We start from the raw sequence: 15353 nt of genomic DNA, 5'->3' as shown, positions 1-15353 counted from the left end.
TGCGCGTGGTTAGCGCCGCGGCGCAGCCATGTCCGAAAGGGTCGACAACAGGGTCTCGGCGCTCTTGTCCCAGGAGAAGCGCGCGAGGTTGGCATGGCCCTTCTCGACCAGCCCGGAGGTATCGCCGCCGGCGTCCATGATCTGGCGCATCGCGTCTTCGAGGCTGGCGCGATCGCGCGGATCGAAATAGAGCGCCGCCTCGCCGCAGGCTTCGCGGACTGCCGGAATATCCGCAGCCAGGACCGGGCAGTCCTGCGTCATCGCTTCGAGCGGCGGGATGCCGAAACCCTCGTAAAGGCTTGGAAAGACGAAGCCGCGGGCCCGGCGTTCGAGCGCGACGATCTCGGCATCGGTCAGCCGCCCGGTGAAGATCAGGTTGTCGGCGCTCGCCGGCGCATCGGCCTTGAAGACGCCGCTCCGGTCGAGAGCGCCCGCGATGACGAGCTTCCAGCCGCGATCGCCGAGGGCATCGAAGGCGCGGATGGCGAAATCGATGTTCTTGTTGGGCTTCAGCGTACCGAGCATAAAGAAGAAGTTCGTGCCCTCGAGTCCGAGGCGCGGCAGGACGGTTTCATCCGGAACCAGCCCGGAGAAATGGTCGGTGGCGTTGTAGATCACCGGAATGTTGTCCGGGCGGACATGAAAGATCGTGCCGAGCTCGCCGCGCGAGAAGCGGGAGACCGTCGCGATGCGCGCCGTTCGCGTCAGCCCGAAGCCGAGGGCCTTGTGGGTGACGCGGTACGCCCTGCTGAAGGCTTCCGGGTGACGGAAGATGGTGACGTCGTGGATGACGACGAGCTGCCGGCGGTGGAGCAGGGGGCCGCTGCCGCCGAAGCCGACGAGGATGTCGCCCGCCGCCCGGCGCGCGAGCGCGGTCTGCTCCCAGAGGTGGCCTGAGAACGGCCCGAAGCGTTCGAGCGCGATATGCCGGAATTCATCGGTCTGGGGGACGTCTTCCGGCGCGAGGAGGCGCCAGCGCGCATCCTTGAGCTTTTCGGGAAGCGCGCCTGCGCCGATCCGCCGGTCGAGCGCCCTGGTCAGTTCGAGCGCAAAGCGCTGCACGCCGGTCAGCGGCTGGCCGAGAAAGCGCCCGTTGATCGAGATCGTCTGCAAGCCTGAGCACCGCCATCCAGCAATTCTCCGCCGAACCTGCCCGATCACGCGTGAAGGCGAGGTTACCCGGCTTCGCGACGCCCGCGCCCAACGAAAAGGCCGAGGCGTTGCCGCCCCGGCCTTCCATGTTCTGCGGTCTCGGCCGGTGCCTGCGCAGCCGGCCGAAAATCCCTCAGTACGAGTAGTACATCGCGAACTCGACCGGGTGCGGCGTCATCTCGAAACGCGCCACATCCTGCATCTTGAGCTCGATATAGCTCTCGATGAAGTCGTCGGTGAAGACGCCGCCGGCCTTGAGGAAGGCGTTGTCCTTCTTCAGCGATTCCAGCGCTTCGCGCAGCGAGCCGCAGACGGTCGGGATCTTCTTCAGCTCGCGGGGCGGCAGGTCGTAAAGGTCCTTGTCCATCGCCGGGCCGGGATCGATCTTGTTCACGATGCCGTCGAGGCCGGCCATCATCAGGGCCGAGAAGGCGAGATAGGGGTTCGCCATCGGATCGGGGAAGCGGACCTCGACGCGCTTGGCCTTCGGCGAGGTCGTCCACGGAATACGGCACGAGGCCGAGCGGTTGCGCGCCGAATAAGCGAGCAGCACCGGAGCCTCATAGCCCGGGACGAGGCGCTTGTAGGAGTTGGTCGAGGGGTTGGTGAAGGCGTTCAGCGCCTTGGCATGCTTGATGATGCCGCCGATGTACCAGAGGCACTCCTGCGACAGGTCGGCATACTTGTTGCCGGCGAAGAGCGGCTTGCCGTTCTTCCAGATCGACTGGTGGACATGCATGCCCGAGCCGTTGTCGCCATAGACCGGCTTCGGCATGAAGGTCGCGGTCTTGCCGTAGCTCTGGGCGACGTTGTGGATGCAGTACTTGTAGGTCTGCAGCTGGTCGGCGGTCTTCACCAGCGTGTCGAACTTCATGCCGAGCTCATGCTGGGCCGAGGCGACCTCGTGGTGGTGCTTCTCGACGGCGACGCCCATCGAGGCCATGGCCGCGAGCATCTCGCCGCGCATGTCCTGCGCCATGTCCTGCGGCGGGACCGGGAAGTAGCCGCCCTTGGTGGCGATGCGGTGGCCGAGATTGCCGCCTTCGTAATCGGTCATGCCGTTGGTCGGCAGCTCGGCGGCGTCGAGCTTGAAGCCCGTGTTGTACGGGTCGGCGGCGATCTTGACGTCGTCGAAGATGAAGAACTCGGCCTCGGGGCCGACATAGACGGTGTCGCCGATGCCGGTCGACTTGAGATAAGCCTCGGCCTTCTTGGCGATACCGCGCGGATCGCGGCTATAGGGTTCGCCGGTGGCGGGCTCGAGCACGTCGCAGTTGATGACCATGGTCGGAGCCGCGAAGAACGGATCCATCACGGCCGTGGTCGGATCCGGCATCAGCAGCATGTCGGACTCGTTGATCGCCTTCCAGCCGGCGATCGAGGAGCCGTCGAACATCGTGCCCTCGGCGAAGATGTCCTCGTCGATGATGCTGACGTCGAAGGTCCAGTGCTGCCACTTGCCGCGTGGATCGGTGAAGCGGAAGTCGACGTATTTGACGTCGTTGTCCTTGATCGCCTTGAGGACATCCTTGGCGCTTTTCATTTCAGCAATTCCTCTTGCCAGCCATGTTCACATTCACGCTGCCGCAACCGGCTCCATCCGGCCTGCGGCTCGTTATCCGATGATGGGGAGACGACCTCAGATCGCGTCTGCGCCGGTCTCGCCGGTGCGGATGCGGATCACCCCCTCGATGCTCGATACAAAAATCTTGCCATCTCCGATCCGGCCGGTCTGGGCGGCCTTCGTGATCGCCTCGATGGCGCGATCCAGCATCTCGTCGGCGAGAACGATCTCGATCTTCACCTTCGGCAGGAAGTCGACGACGTACTCGGCGCCACGATAGAGTTCGGTATGGCCCTTCTGGCGGCCGAAGCCCTTGGCTTCCAGGACCGTGATGCCCTGCAGCCCGACCTCCTGGAGCGCCTCCTTCACTTCGTCCAGCTTGAAGGGCTTGATGATCGCTTCGATCTTCTTCATGCGCCGACCGGCCTCCCTTGCGTCTCGAGATCCGGCCGAGCCGGACTGTAGCTGGCGGAGCCTTCCGGCGCGGGAACGAACCCCGCAGCCCTGGACGCCTGCAGCCTTGCCTCTGCTCATAGCATTGGCGCCGACGCCCCGCCATGCGGCAGCGCCCGCCAACGCGCCCGGCAAAAAGGCAATAAACAGCATAAAAAATGGGCAAGTGCATATCGGTTGATCATAAGCGGCATTCCGCCGCAGCTTGCGGCCTGCCGGACGGCGCCTGAAGATGCGGCATGGACGACAGACGCGCCGACATGAAGGACAGGGCGGAGCTCGCCTTGCTGACCACGCAGCAGATGGCAGCCGCCGATCGCGTGGCCATCGCGGCAGGCACGCCCGGCATCGCGCTCATGGAGCGGGCGGGTCGTGCGGTGGCGGAGGCCGCTCTCAGGCGGGCAGGGGCGGGAGGAGCCGTCACGCTGTTCTGCGGGCCGGGCAACAATGGCGGCGACGGCTTCGTCGCGGCGCGGCTTCTGCGCGAAGGCGGACTCAGGGTTCGCGTGGTGCTGCCGGGTTCCACGGATGGTTTCATCGGCGATGCCGTGATCGCGCTGGAGCGCTGGGCCGGACCGATCGAGTCGCTGAACGCGCTTGTCGATAGGCCGGGCGATGTCTTCGTCGATGCGCTGTTCGGGGCCGGGCTGACGCGCCCGCTGACCGGGGCATTTGCCGAAGCGGTGGCATGTCTCAACGGCGCGGGACGCCCCGTCATTGCCGTCGACATGCCGAGCGGCGTATCGGGGGATACCGGCCAGGTGGAAGGCATTGCCGTCAAGGCGAGCGAAACCATCACCTTCTTCCGGCTGAAGCCAGGCCATCTGCTGCAGCCGGGGCGGTCGCTTTGCGGCCCCGTGACGGTCGCCGATATCGGCATTCCGGCTCAGCCTGCGCTCGAAGCGGTCGGGGTCATGGCCTTCCGCAACGACCCCCTGCTTTGGCGCCATGCCTGGCCGGAACACCAGGCCGATACACACAAGTTCCGGCGTGGTGCGGTCGCTGTCCTGGCCGGCGGGATTGCCGGCGTCGGGGCGCCGAGGCTGAGCGCGCGTGCGGCGCTGCGGGTCGGTGCCGGGCTCGCGACCCTGCTCTGCGAGCCCGAGGCCTTGCCGGTTCATGCGGCGCGCGGGCCGGACGCCTTGATGCAGCGGGCCGTCGCCGATCGTGGAGCACTGGAGGCCTTCCTCCGGGATCGCCGGGTTTCCGCTGTCCTGGCTGGTCCGGCGCTGGGGCTCAACCCGCGCGCGGACGATCTGCTGCGGGCCGTGATCGCGGATGAGAGGCCGGCGGTGCTCGATGCCGATGCCCTGACCGCGCTTGCAGGACTCCCCGACGGTGGCGTGCGCCTTCTGGGCGGGCGCGGCGGCGGGACCGTGTTGACGCCGCATGAGGGCGAGTTCCAGCGCCTGTTCGGCGAAGAGCCCGCCATTACCGCCGAGCCCTCGAAGCTCGAACGGGCGCGGAAGGCCGCGGCGTTGTCCGGAGCTGTCATCGTCTACAAGGGAGCCGATACGGTCGTCGCCGCGCCGGATGGGCGCGGCGCGATCAATGTCACGGGATCGGTTGCGCTGGCGACAGCGGGGTCCGGCGACGTGCTGGCCGGGCTGGTCGCCGGCCTGCTGGCGCAGGGCATGCCCGCCTTCGAAGCCAGTTGCGCAGCCGTCTGGCTCCATGGACGTGCCGGGGAGAAGCTTGGAATGGGGCTGATTGCGGACGATCTGCCAGAGGCCATACCGCCGCTGCTGCGGGATACCGCCACGGCCTGATGCAGGCAGGACAAGGCCCGCCTCGCTTTCGCGAGGCGGGCCTTTCGAGCTAACCGGCCAGATTCAGGCCGTTGCTCCGTCAGGTGCCGGAATAGGTCACGCTCGGAGCTGCCTTGAGCTGGTCCTTGGTCATCGTGATCTTGCCGTGATCCGGATACATCGCCGGCGCCTTCGGGGCTGCCGCGGCCGGCGGAGAGGCCATGCCGCCGCCCGTGCTGCCGGCGCTGCCGGACGGAGCGGGAGCAGGGGCTGCCGCGGCCATCGGCTGGTCGCTCCAGGTCACCTGGTCGAAGGGGACCGCGACATCCTTCGAACCGATACCGAGGAAGCCGCCGACGCCGATCGTGACCATCTCGATCTTGCCGGTCTTGTCGACGATCACCTCGGTGACGTCACCCACCTTCTTGTCGTCAGGGCCGTACACGTCGACGCCGATCAGTTTGCTCGTGCGCCACTTGCCCTGGCCGGCCAGATTGGTCGGGGCCGGGGTGCTGGCGCTCGTCTGCGCGGCCGTCGGCGCGGCGGGCGCTGAAGACGGCGGCGTCGGCGCGCTGGTTTGGGCCATGGCGGCTGTAGCGAGCATCGCGACACCAACTGTCGACAGCATGAAATGATGATGCCTGATCATATCTTCCTCCAAAATGCTTCCGCCAGTAGAGCGGCTCATAATGAGAACAATCGAGCGGCGGTTTTGTTCGGATCGGCGGCGAAGGAATTTAAGACCTCGGCCGAATGAGCCCGCACAGAAAGTCACGCAGGTGCATCGACCTGTCGGTCCGGCGGCATTTGCTTGATTATGCCGGGCGATTGCTTGCCGGACGAAGCCGTGGTCCAATGCCGCATTGTTGGAAACGCCGCAGCCGCGACGCTGTTCCAACCTCGGCCGCGCGAGGTGTTCCGATGCCGACACTCCCTGTCACGCTTTCCGTCGACGAGCGCACGCTTGCGGCGCTCGATCGACATGTCGAGCTTCACCGGCAAGGCCGCTCGCGTGCCGATGTGATCGCGGAAATCCTTGTCGCCTGGGCGGCCAGCCCGGAGCGCTCGACGCCGCCGGACGAGGGGCTGCGCCCGGAGGAACTCAATGCGAGCAACGATTCCTGAACCTGGGGAATGTGTGCCCGTCAGTCGTCGGCGTCGTCACGGCGGAGTTCGAAGGCCAGCATGGCCTCCGCGAGGGCGTGCAGCTCCCGCTCCTTTTCCGCACCGTCAGGCATCGCGTTCAGCTCTTCCACCCGCTGCTGGGCACGGTCGTAGTCTTCTTCGGTGTGGATCACGATGGGCAGCTTCACGGGCGTGTTCTCCTGGGCAGCGAAGCGGGGGCGATGCCACGCTTCCATGACGATCGAACGTCTGCCGATGCCGATCCGAACGCGGGCCGGTCAAGCCGGTTCCGCTCGTTGCAGCCGCATGGCTGCTGCTCATCGGCAGCGGGTCATGTCCGGATGCCTTTTCCGCTTAAGCCTTCGGCAAGGCCGTAGCCGGCATCATGAGCGTTCCCGAGTTCGATGCAAGGCGCCGGAAGGGCAGGCGATGCGTAGGTTTCTGATTCCGGCCGCCCTGTCGGCGGCGATGCTCGCGGCGATCTGCGGGCCGGCATCCGCATTCTGGCAGCGCTCGCAGGTCTCGGCCTGCTCGGATGCCACGACCGATGCGGAGCGCGAGCACCTGCGCTGCTGGGAGCTCAACGCCTATGCCGATCCGGGTTGGCCGGCGCTCGGGGCGGGCGGCGGCGCCTATCTGCTGCCGGGGCCGGCGAGCCGGCCGGCGCGCCCATACAAGGGTGGCGGCGTAACCCGGCGGCTTGGCTGATAGATGTGAATCTGCGGGGGCGGCGCTGCACGGCAGCAGCAGCTATCCGGCTGTGGTGAGCGGGGTGGGGATCGAACCCACGACCACATGATTAAAAGTCACGTGCTCTACCACTGAGCTACCCGCCCTCACCGGCGCGGTGAATACGGAGCCGATTGGCGCCGGTCAACTCGTTCCGTGCAGATCGCACGATTTTGCGGTGGGGTTCGTCCACTTCCGGATGCCCGCGTTAACCCGGCGGAAACCAAGTCGGCCTAGCGTTCCTGCCATGGTTATTCGCCGCGGACTCCGGTCTATCTTCGTGACATTGGCCCTCTACCTGGTCTCGGGGGCGGCCGTGGCTTATTTCATGTTCCACGCCCAGCACGGCGCGCGCGGCCTCGAGGCGCGCGGCGCGATCCGGGAGTCGCTGCGCGACATGGAGGGGGAGCTTGCCACCCTTACGGCCGAGCGCAAATCCTGGGAGCAGAGACTCGCTCTGGTGCGCAACGAGGCCGTCGATCGCGATCTCCTGGAAGAGAACGCCCGCGAGATCCTCGGCCGGACCCATAAGAACGACGTCGTCATCATGGGCCGCTGAGGCAAAATACCTCCGCCGCTTAGTCGCAGACGTATCGATTAACTCAATTCCAGTTAAAACGTATCAACCCATTTTTTTCAATGGGTTAGATCATGTTGCATTGCGAGATAGCGTCCTCGCCAAGGTTTTTCCGATCCTCTACAACAATAGTCGGATGATCTTGGAGGACCGCCTATGGCTGTTGCTGCGCGTAAGTCGAAAGCTCCCGCTCAACCCAAAGCCGCTGCAAAGCCGGCAAAGGCCCGTGCGGGCAAGGAAAGCGCTGGCAAGGTCGGGGGAAGCCTCAGCAACACACCGACCTTCACCAAGGAAGAAGACCTCCACGCCTATCGCGAGATGCTGCTGATCCGGCGCTTCGAGGAGAAGGCCGGCCAGATGTACGGCATGGGCCTGATCGGCGGCTTCTGCCACCTCTATATCGGCCAGGAAGCCGTCGTCATCGGCATGCAGATGGCCTCCAAGGATGGCGACCAGGTCATCACCGGCTATCGCGACCACGGCCATATGCTGGCCTGCGGCATGGAATCGCGCGGCGTGATGGCGGAGCTGACCGGCCGGCGCGGCGGCTATTCGCGCGGCAAGGGCGGCTCGATGCACATGTTCAGCCGCGAGAAGAATTTCTATGGCGGCCATGGCATCGTCGGCGGGCAGGTATCGCTCGGGACAGGGCTTGCCTTTGCCGACTGGTATCGCGGCGACAACACGGTCTCGATGACCTATTTCGGCGACGGCGCGGCCAACCAGGGCCAGGTCTACGAGAGCTTCAACATGGCCGAGCTCTGGAAGCTGCCGGTCGTGTTCGTGATCGAGAACAACCGCTATGCCATGGGCACCTCGGTCAATCGTGCCTCGGCCCAGACCGATTTCTCCCGCCGCGGCCTCTCCTTCAACATTCCCGGCGAGCAGGTCGACGGCATGGACGTCCGTGCCGTCCGCGAGGCCGGTCAGCGCGCCATCGAGCACGCCCGCTCCGGCAAGGGGCCGTATATCCTGGAGATGCAGACCTATCGCTATCGCGGGCATTCGATGTCCGACCCGGCGAAGTACCGCTCCAAGGACGAGGTCCAGCGCATGCGCGAGGAGCACGATCCGATCGAGCAGGTCCGGGCGCGGCTGATCCGCGACTTCAAGATCGCCGAGGACGAACTCAAGGCGATCGACGCCAAGGTGCGCGAGATCGTCAACGATGCCGCCGAGTTCGCGACCCACGATCCCGAGCCGGATCCGTCGGAGCTCTACACCGACATCCTGCTGGAAGCCCCGCGGGGCTGATCGCCCCGCGCTACCGGCCTTCATCCTTTTCCCCGCGTCTTAGAATCCGGGTGCGTTCATGCCGATCGACATTCTCATGCCTGCCCTTTCCCCCACCATGGAGGAAGGAAAACTGGCCAAGTGGCTGAAGAAAGAGGGCGATCAGGTCAAGTCCGGCGACATCATCGCCGAGATCGAGACCGACAAGGCGACCATGGAGGTCGAAGCCGTCGACGAGGGCGTGCTCGCCAAGATCCTCGTCGCGGATGGCACCGAGAACGTCGCCGTGAACACGCCGATCGGCGTCATCGCAGCCGAGGGCGAGGATGTTGCGGCTGCGGCCAGCGGTGGTGGCAAGGCTGCTGCGCCTGAAGCCAAGGCCGAGCCGAAAGCCGAAGCCAAGCCGGCGGAGGCCAAGAGCGAGGACGTGCCCGCCGCCAGTAAGCCGGACACCGTCCCGGCTCAAGCGAAGGCCTATGATTCCTCCTCCGAATTCCCGGCCGGCGCCGAGATCGTCAACACCACGGTCCGCGAAGCCCTGCGCGACGCGATGGCCGAGGAGATGCGCCGCGACAAGGACGTCTTCGTCATGGGCGAGGAGGTCGCCGAGTACCAGGGCGCCTACAAGGTGACTCAGGGCCTGCTGCAGGAATTCGGTGCCAAGCGCGTCATTGACACGCCGATCACCGAGCACGGCTTCGCCGGTATCGGCGTCGGCGCGGCGCTCTCCGGCCTGAAGCCGATCGTCGAGTTCATGACCTTCAACTTCGCCATGCAGGCGATCGACCACCTGATCAACTCCGCCGCCAAGACGCTCTACATGTCCGGCGGCCAGATGGGCTGCCCGATCGTGTTTCGCGGCCCGAACGGCGCGGCTGCCCGCGTCGGCGCCCAGCACAGCCATGACTATGCGGCGTGGTACTCGAACGTGCCGGGTCTCAAGGTCGTGATGCCCTACAGCGCTTCTGACGCGAAGGGCCTGCTGAAGAGTGCGATCCGCGATCCGAACCCGGTGATCTTCCTCGAAAACGAGATCATGTACGGCAAGTCCTTCGACGTGCCGAAGGGGGACGATTTCCTGGTCCCGATCGGCAAGGCGAAGGTGGTGCGTCCGGGCACGGACGTGACGATCGTCTCCTTCGGCATCGGCATGACCTATGCGCTCGGCGCCGCCGAGGCGCTGGCCAAGGAGGGCATCGAGGCCGAGGTCATCGACCTGCGCACGATCCGCCCGATGGATATCGAGACCGTCATCGCCTCGGTGCAGAAGACCAATCGCTGCGTCGCGGTCGAGGAGGGCTTCCCGCAGTCCGGCGTCACCGCCGAGATCGGTATGAAGATCATGGAGGCGGCCTTCGATTATCTCGACGCTCCCGTCGCCCGCGTCACCGGCAAGGACGTGCCGATGCCGTATGCGGCCAATCTCGAGAAGCTCGCGCTTCCGAACATCGGCGAGGTCGTCGCGGCGGCCAAGGCCGTCTGCTATCGCTGAGAGGGGCTGACCGATGCCGACCAACATCCTGATGCCCGCGCTCTCTCCGACGATGGAGAAGGGCAATCTCGCCAAATGGCTGAAGAAGGAAGGCGACACGATCAAGTCCGGCGACATCATCGCCGAGATCGAGACCGATAAGGCCACGATGGAGGTCGAGGCGGTCGACGAGGGCGTGCTCGCCAAGATCGTGGTGCCGGAAGGCACGGCCGACGTCGCGGTCAACGAGGTGATCGGCGTGATTGCGGCTGAGGGCGAGGACGCCAAGAGCGTGTCGGCTCCCGCCAAGGGCGACGCGCCGAAGGCGGAAGCTCCCAAGGCCGAACCTGCGAAGGCTGAAGCAGCCCCGGCGGCTGCGCCCGCCAAGGCTGCCGAAGCTCCCGCCACATCCGCTCCGGCGAAGTCCGACGGCAGCCGTGCCTTCGCGTCGCCGCTCGCCCGTCGCATTGCCAAGGATGCCGGGCTCGACCTCAATGCGATCAAGGGCTCCGGCCCGCATGGCCGCATCGTCGAGAAGGATGTCGAGGCTGCCAAGGCCGGCGGGGGCGCCAAGGCTGCGCCGGCTGCGGCTCCCGCCGGGGCTCCGGCCGCCAAGCCTGCGGCTGCGCCGCTCGCGAGCGGCCCGTCCGACGAGCAGGTCAAGAAGCTGTTCGAGCCGGGCTCCTACGAGGAGGTTCCGCATGACGGCATGCGCAAGACGATTGCGCGCCGCCTGACCGAGGCCAAGCAGACGGTTCCGCATTTCTACGTCACCGTGGATTGTGAGCTCGATGCGCTGCTGAAGCTGCGCGGGGAGCTCAACGCCGCGGCGCCGGAGAAGGACGGCAAGCCGGCCTACAAGCTCTCGGTCAACGACATGGTGATCAAGGCGCTGGCGCTGGCGCTCAGGGCCGTGCCGGATGCCAACGTATCCTGGACCGACAACACCATGCTCAAGCACAAGCATGCCGATGTCGGCGTCGCCGTCTCGATTCCCGGCGGCCTGATCACGCCGATCATCCGCGATGCCTGCCACAAGAGCCTGTCGCAGATCTCCAACGAGATGAAGGACATGGCGGCACGTGCCAAGGCCCGCAAGCTGAAGCCCGAGGAGTACCAAGGCGGCACGACGGCGGTCTCCAATCTCGGCATGTTCGGGGTCAAGGACTTCGCGGCGATCGTCAATCCGCCGCATGCGACGATCCTGGCGGTCGGCGCCGGCGAGCAGCGCGTCATCGTCAAGGGCGGCCAGCCGGCCGTCGCGACGGTGATGTCGGTGACGCTCTCGACCGATCACCGCGCCGTCGACGGCGCGCTCGGCGCCGAGCTTCTCGCGGCGTTCAAGGGCTATATCGAAAAGCCCATGGCGATGCTGGTCTGAGGCGGCGGGAGAAAAACCATGGCTGACTACGACATCATCGTCATCGGCTCCGGCCCCGGCGGCTATATCGCCGCGATCCGGGCCGCTCAGCTCGGCTTCAAGACCGCGATCGTCGAGCGCGAGCATCTTGCCGGCATCTGCTCGAACTGGGGCTGCATCCCGACCAAGGCGCTGCTGCGCTCGGCCGAGATCCTGCATTACGGCCAGCACGCCAAGGATTACGGCCTGACGCTGGAAGGCTCGTTCAAGGCGGATCTGGAGGCGATCGTGAAGCGCTCGCGCGGCATCGCCACGCGGATGAACAACGGCGTCCAGTTCCTGATGAAGAAGAACAAGGTCGACGTGATCTGGGGCGAGGCCAAGTTGACCAAGTCCGGCACGATCGCCGTCGCGCCGACCAAGAAGCCGGCCATGCAGCCGCAGACGCCGCCGCCGAAGAACGCCAAGGGCGAGGGCACCTATACCGCCGACCATATCATCGTCGCGACCGGCGCCCGGCCGCGCGCGCTGCCTGGTCTCGAGCCGGACGGCAAGCTGATCTGGACCTATTTCGAGTCGATGGTTCCGGCGAAGATGCCGAAATCGCTGCTCGTGATGGGCTCCGGCGCCATCGGCATCGAATTCGCCTCGTTCTACCGGACGATGGGCGTCGAGGTGACCGTGGTCGAGGTGCTGCCGCAGGTTGTGCCGGTCGAGGATGCCGAGATCGGCGCTTTCGCCCGCAAGGCCTTCGAGAAGCAGGGCATGAAGATCCTGACCGGCGCCAAAGTGACGAAGGTCGAGAAGGGTGCCGACTCCGTCACCGCACATATCGAGGATGAGAAGGGCGGCAAGCAGACGATCACGGCGGACCGCATGATCTCGGCCGTCGGCGTCGTCGGCAATATCGAGAACCTGGGTCTCGAGACGCTCGGCGTGAAGACAGATCGCGGCTGCATCGTCATCGACGATCTCTGCCGGACGAATGTGAAGGGCGTCTATGCGATCGGCGACGTCGCCGGCCCGCCGATGCTGGCCCACAAGGCCGAGCACGAGGCGGTGATCTGCGTCGAGGCGATCAAGGGCCTGCATCCGCATCCGATGGACAAGCTGATGATCCCGGGCTGCACCTATTGTCACCCGCAGATCGCCAGCGTCGGCCTGACCGAGGCGAAGGCCAAGGCCGCCGGCCACGAGATCAAGGTCGGCCGCTTCAACTTCGTCGCCAATGGCAAGGCCGTGGCGCTCGGCGAGGATAGCGGCATGGCCAAGACGATCTTCGACGCCAAGACCGGCAAGCTGCTCGGCGCCCATCTCGTCGGCCCGGAAGTGACCGAGCTGATCCAGGGCTTCGTCGTCGCCATGAACCTGGAGACGACCGAGGAAGAGCTGATGCACACCATCTTCCCGCATCCGACCCTGTCGGAGGTGATGAAGGAGAGCGTGCTCGACGCTTACGGCAAGGTCCTGAACGCCTGATTGCCAGAGCGTGTCATGCTCGGGCTTGACCCGAGCATCTCGTGACGAGAGGGCGCCTGAGCCTCATCCTGCAAGAGCTTCTCGGGTCGCCGCTCTGTGGCGCCCGAGAATGAAAGCGAGCGCTTGGCGCCAGCCCTCCCGCGCTCCATATTGCGCCGATGCCGCCTCGCACCCGCAAATCCGCCAAGCCCGATCGCGTCGTCCGCGACGAGGAGGTCGAGATCCTGCCGCCGCGCCGGACGCTGCCGCTCGACTGGAGCGTCATCGTGCCGACCGTCGCCTTCGGCACCGTCACGGGCTTCGCCGCGAGCCTGATCGTCGGTGGCGGCGGCGTGATCCGCCATGCGGTCGTCGGCGTCCTCGGCATGCTGGTCGGGCAGGGCATCGTGCGCCTGACCGGCTGGCGCCTGAATACCGGCTATGGCTTCCTCGACGATGCCGGCATGGCGGTCATCGGCGCCATCCTGATTATCCTGCTGGCGCGTTTCATCGCCTGAGATACCATCACCCCGTGGAACCGGCGGCAGCCGACGCCGTTGGGTACGCGCGCATTCGCGCATGGCTAGGGGAATATCCGCGATGGAAAGCTTTGCCGCCACCATGGCCCAGCCGGGCTATGGCTTCTTCATGACGCTGCTGATCGGCCTGCTTGCCGGCTGGATCGCCGAGCGCCTGACCTCGTCCGATCACGGCCTCTTCACCAATATGCTTGTCGGCGTCGCCGGCTCCTTTGTCGGCGCCAAGGTCGCGGAGCTCCTGGAGATTCCGGTCTTCGGCTTCTGGCGGACGCTGGTCGCGGCGGTCGCCGGCGCGATCATCGTCATCGTGATCTGGAACGCGGCCCGCGGTCGCAGGTGAAGCTCTGTTGCCGGGGCCGGCAGTTGCGGCAGAGCGCTTTGGGGATTAGCTAGAGGGAGCCGGCTTTGGCCGGCTCCTGCTGTTGAAGCCCGGACCCTGTTATGGCGCTTGTTCTCGACCTGCTGAACCGCGATCCGCGGCCCAATGCCGGCAATCCGAAGGCGCAAGCCACGGAAATCCGCCACCCCGAGAAGCAGAAGCGGCCGGAGAACCCGGTGCTGCGCAAGCCGGACTGGATTCGCGTCAAGGCACCGGGCTCGCCGAAATGGGCCGAGACCAAGGCGATCGTGAAGGCCGAGAAGCTGGTCACGGTCTGCGAGGAGGCCGGCTGCCCGAATATCGGCGAGTGCTGGGAGAAGAAGCACGCCACCTTCATGATCATGGGCGACACCTGCACGCGGGCCTGCGCCTTCTGCAACGTGAAGACCGGCGTGCCCCTGCCACTCGATCTCGAAGAGCCGCGCAAGGTCGCTGATGCCGTCGCCAAGCTCGGGCTCGAGCATGTCGTCATCACCTCGGTCGACCGCGACGACCTCAAGGACGGCGGTGCCGAGCATTTCGCCCAGGTGATCAAGGCGATCCGGAAGGCTTCGCCCGGCACCACCATCGAGATCCTGACGCCGGACTTCCTGCGCAAGCCCGGCGCGCTCGAAGTGGTCGTGGCGGCCAAGCCCGACGTGTTCAACCACAATCTCGAAACCGTGCCGGGCAAATACCTGAAGGTGCGGCCGGGCGCCCGCTATTTCCATTCGCTGCGCCTGCTGCAGCGGGTGAAGGAGCTCGACCCGACCATCTTCACCAAGTCCGGCATCATGGTCGGCTTGGGCGAGGAGCGGAATGAGGTGCTCCAGTTGATGGACGACCTGCGTTCGGCCGAGGTCGATTTCATGACGATCGGCCAGTACCTCGCGCCTTCGCGCAAGCACCATGCCGTGATCCGCTTTGTCACCCCCGACGAGTTCAAGAGCTTCGAGACGATCGCCTATGCCAAGGGCTTCCTGATGGTGTCCTCGACGCCGCTGACCCGTTCCTCGCATCACGCGGGCGAGGATTTCGCCAAGCTGCGTGCAGCGCGCGATGCCCAGATCGGTATCGGCCATAACAGCCGCGGCTGAGAAGGCGCGCCCTCGATGCCGATGTTCAACAGCACCCGCCGGGTGAGGCACTCGCCCGAGCAGATGTTCGCGCTCGTCGCCGATGTCGAGAAATATCCGCAGTTCCTGCCGCTCTGCGAGGGGCTGACCGTGCGGCGGCGCACGCCGCGCGAGGGCGGCGGCGAAGTGCTGCTGGCCGATATGAGCGTCGGCTACAAGGCGATCCGCGAGACCTTCACCAGCCGCGTCACGCTCGATCCGGCCAATCTCAAGATCCTCGTCGAATATGTCGACGGGCCGTTCCGCTATCTCGAGAACCGCTGGACCTTCAAGCCGCATGAGGCGGGCTGCGAGGTCGGGTTCTTCATCTCCTACGAGTTCGCCAGCCGGATGCTCGGCCTGCTGATGGGCGCGATGTTCGACAAGGCCTTCCGCAAGTTTGCCGAAGCCTTCGAGAAGCGCGCCGATCTGGTCTATGGCCGCGGCGCGGCGCCCGTGCTGGGCGCCTGA

Annotated in this window: 17 protein-coding genes and 1 tRNA gene; 12 read left to right on the top strand and 6 right to left on the bottom strand. The window is 65.8% G+C overall.

Going from position 1 to position 15353, the window contains the following annotated elements; all coding sequences use genetic code 11:
* Positions 1-9: 9 nt before the first annotated feature.
* The 3 genes from BLQ70_RS18325 to BLQ70_RS18315 all read right to left on the bottom strand — a co-directional run bounded on the left by BLQ70_RS18325 (position 10) and on the right by BLQ70_RS18315 (position 3130).
* Positions 10-1113, bottom strand: coding sequence for a glycosyltransferase family 4 protein (locus BLQ70_RS18325; protein ID WP_091859502.1), 1104 nt, complete (start codon positions 1111-1113; stop codon positions 10-12).
* A gap of 172 nt (positions 1114-1285) precedes the next feature.
* Positions 1286-2695, bottom strand: coding sequence for a type I glutamate--ammonia ligase (gene glnA, locus BLQ70_RS18320; RefSeq protein WP_061967803.1), 1410 nt, complete (start codon positions 2693-2695; stop codon positions 1286-1288).
* Positions 2696-2791: 96 nt separating this feature from the next.
* Positions 2792-3130 (bottom strand): P-II family nitrogen regulator, encoded by a 339-nt coding sequence (locus BLQ70_RS18315; RefSeq protein WP_061967805.1) that lies wholly within the window; start codon positions 3128-3130, stop codon positions 2792-2794.
* Positions 3131-3408: 278 nt separating this feature from the next.
* Between BLQ70_RS18315 and BLQ70_RS18310 the strand changes: the two genes are divergently transcribed.
* Positions 3409-4938, top strand: a complete 1530-nt coding sequence (locus tag BLQ70_RS18310) for an NAD(P)H-hydrate dehydratase (RefSeq protein ID WP_244512076.1) — start codon at positions 3409-3411, stop codon at positions 4936-4938.
* Positions 4939-5017: 79 nt separating this feature from the next.
* Here BLQ70_RS18310 and BLQ70_RS18305 read toward each other — a convergent pair whose 3' ends face one another.
* Positions 5018-5566, bottom strand: coding sequence for a PRC-barrel domain-containing protein (locus BLQ70_RS18305; protein WP_061967806.1), 549 nt, complete (start codon positions 5564-5566; stop codon positions 5018-5020).
* A 272-nt stretch (positions 5567-5838) separates the two neighbouring features.
* On the opposite strand from BLQ70_RS18305, the gene BLQ70_RS18300 reads away from it, so the two are divergent.
* Positions 5839-6042: a hypothetical protein gene (locus tag BLQ70_RS18300; protein WP_091859500.1), complete on the top strand. Its 204-nt coding sequence runs from the start codon at positions 5839-5841 to the stop codon at positions 6040-6042.
* A 20-nt stretch (positions 6043-6062) separates the two neighbouring features.
* Here BLQ70_RS18300 and BLQ70_RS25685 read toward each other — a convergent pair whose 3' ends face one another.
* A complete protein-coding gene (locus tag BLQ70_RS25685; protein ID WP_156407096.1) occupies positions 6063-6230 on the bottom strand; it encodes a hypothetical protein in 168 nt (55 codons plus the stop codon).
* 241 nt (positions 6231-6471) lie between these two features.
* On the opposite strand from BLQ70_RS25685, the gene BLQ70_RS18290 reads away from it, so the two are divergent.
* Entirely contained in the window at positions 6472-6750 is a 279-nt protein-coding gene (locus tag BLQ70_RS18290) for a hypothetical protein (RefSeq protein ID WP_091859497.1), read from the top strand.
* Positions 6751-6803: 53 nt separating this feature from the next.
* On the opposite strand, the gene BLQ70_RS18285 is transcribed toward BLQ70_RS18290, so the two are convergent.
* Positions 6804-6878, bottom strand: a tRNA-Lys gene (locus BLQ70_RS18285).
* A gap of 173 nt (positions 6879-7051) precedes the next feature.
* On the opposite strand from BLQ70_RS18285, the gene BLQ70_RS18280 reads away from it, so the two are divergent.
* The 9 genes from BLQ70_RS18280 (at position 7052) to BLQ70_RS18240 (ending at position 15353) form a co-directional block, all read left to right on the top strand.
* The gene (locus BLQ70_RS18280) at positions 7052-7330 is read left to right on the top strand and encodes an FtsB family cell division protein (protein ID WP_244492834.1); all 279 of its coding nucleotides are present in this window, start codon (positions 7052-7054) and stop codon (positions 7328-7330) included.
* A gap of 174 nt (positions 7331-7504) precedes the next feature.
* Positions 7505-8602, top strand: coding sequence for a pyruvate dehydrogenase (acetyl-transferring) E1 component subunit alpha (pdhA, locus tag BLQ70_RS18275; RefSeq protein ID WP_061967814.1), 1098 nt, complete (start codon positions 7505-7507; stop codon positions 8600-8602).
* 58 nt (positions 8603-8660) lie between these two features.
* Entirely contained in the window at positions 8661-10073 is a 1413-nt protein-coding gene (locus tag BLQ70_RS18270; protein WP_091859494.1) for a pyruvate dehydrogenase complex E1 component subunit beta, read from the top strand.
* Between the two features lie 13 nt (positions 10074-10086).
* Positions 10087-11433 carry a pyruvate dehydrogenase complex dihydrolipoamide acetyltransferase gene (locus tag BLQ70_RS18265; RefSeq protein WP_091859491.1) on the top strand — a complete coding sequence of 449 codons (1347 nt, stop codon included), beginning with the start codon at positions 10087-10089 and terminating at the stop codon, positions 11431-11433.
* 18 nt (positions 11434-11451) lie between these two features.
* Positions 11452-12891 (top strand): dihydrolipoyl dehydrogenase, encoded by a 1440-nt coding sequence (lpdA, locus tag BLQ70_RS18260; RefSeq protein ID WP_091859487.1) that lies wholly within the window; start codon positions 11452-11454, stop codon positions 12889-12891.
* A gap of 158 nt (positions 12892-13049) precedes the next feature.
* Positions 13050-13388, top strand: a complete 339-nt coding sequence (locus BLQ70_RS18255) for a GlsB/YeaQ/YmgE family stress response membrane protein (RefSeq protein ID WP_091859484.1) — start codon at positions 13050-13052, stop codon at positions 13386-13388.
* An 82-nt stretch (positions 13389-13470) separates the two neighbouring features.
* Positions 13471-13749, top strand: coding sequence for a GlsB/YeaQ/YmgE family stress response membrane protein (locus BLQ70_RS18250; RefSeq protein WP_061967823.1), 279 nt, complete (start codon positions 13471-13473; stop codon positions 13747-13749).
* A 101-nt stretch (positions 13750-13850) separates the two neighbouring features.
* Complete coding sequence (gene lipA / locus BLQ70_RS18245; RefSeq protein WP_091859481.1) at positions 13851-14864, top strand: lipoyl synthase; 1014 nt, start codon at positions 13851-13853, stop codon at positions 14862-14864.
* Positions 14865-14879: 15 nt separating this feature from the next.
* Entirely contained in the window at positions 14880-15353 is a 474-nt protein-coding gene (locus tag BLQ70_RS18240) for a type II toxin-antitoxin system RatA family toxin (RefSeq protein ID WP_091859478.1), read from the top strand.

This window comes from Allobosea robiniae (assembly GCF_900102525.1).
Lineage (GTDB): Bacteria > Pseudomonadota > Alphaproteobacteria > Rhizobiales > Beijerinckiaceae > Allobosea > Allobosea robiniae.
This window is presented reverse-complemented; position numbering and strand designations above follow the sequence as displayed.

Excerpts from the sequence above, each read along its gene's own strand:
- glnA (WP_061967803.1), bottom strand. The coding sequence starts at position 2,695 with ATGAAAAGCGCCAAGGATGTCCTCAAGGCGATCAAGGACAACGACGTC.
- pdhA (WP_061967814.1), top strand. The coding sequence starts at position 7,505 with ATGGCTGTTGCTGCGCGTAAGTCGAAAGCTCCCGCTCAACCCAAAGCC.
- BLQ70_RS18265 (WP_091859491.1), top strand. The coding sequence starts at position 10,087 with ATGCCGACCAACATCCTGATGCCCGCGCTCTCTCCGACGATGGAGAAG.
- BLQ70_RS18310 (WP_244512076.1), top strand. The coding sequence starts at position 3,409 with ATGGACGACAGACGCGCCGACATGAAGGACAGGGCGGAGCTCGCCTTG.
- BLQ70_RS18255 (WP_091859484.1), top strand. The coding sequence starts at position 13,050 with ATGCCGCCTCGCACCCGCAAATCCGCCAAGCCCGATCGCGTCGTCCGC.
- lpdA (WP_091859487.1), top strand. The coding sequence starts at position 11,452 with ATGGCTGACTACGACATCATCGTCATCGGCTCCGGCCCCGGCGGCTAT.
- BLQ70_RS18290 (WP_091859497.1), top strand. The coding sequence starts at position 6,472 with ATGCGTAGGTTTCTGATTCCGGCCGCCCTGTCGGCGGCGATGCTCGCG.
- BLQ70_RS18300 (WP_091859500.1), top strand. The coding sequence starts at position 5,839 with ATGCCGACACTCCCTGTCACGCTTTCCGTCGACGAGCGCACGCTTGCG.
- BLQ70_RS18305 (WP_061967806.1), bottom strand. The coding sequence starts at position 5,566 with ATGATCAGGCATCATCATTTCATGCTGTCGACAGTTGGTGTCGCGATG.
- lipA (WP_091859481.1), top strand. The coding sequence starts at position 13,851 with ATGGCGCTTGTTCTCGACCTGCTGAACCGCGATCCGCGGCCCAATGCC.
- BLQ70_RS18315 (WP_061967805.1), bottom strand. The coding sequence starts at position 3,130 with ATGAAGAAGATCGAAGCGATCATCAAGCCCTTCAAGCTGGACGAAGTG.
- BLQ70_RS18250 (WP_061967823.1), top strand. The coding sequence starts at position 13,471 with ATGGAAAGCTTTGCCGCCACCATGGCCCAGCCGGGCTATGGCTTCTTC.
- BLQ70_RS18270 (WP_091859494.1), top strand. The coding sequence starts at position 8,661 with ATGCCGATCGACATTCTCATGCCTGCCCTTTCCCCCACCATGGAGGAA.
- BLQ70_RS18240 (WP_091859478.1), top strand. The coding sequence starts at position 14,880 with ATGCCGATGTTCAACAGCACCCGCCGGGTGAGGCACTCGCCCGAGCAG.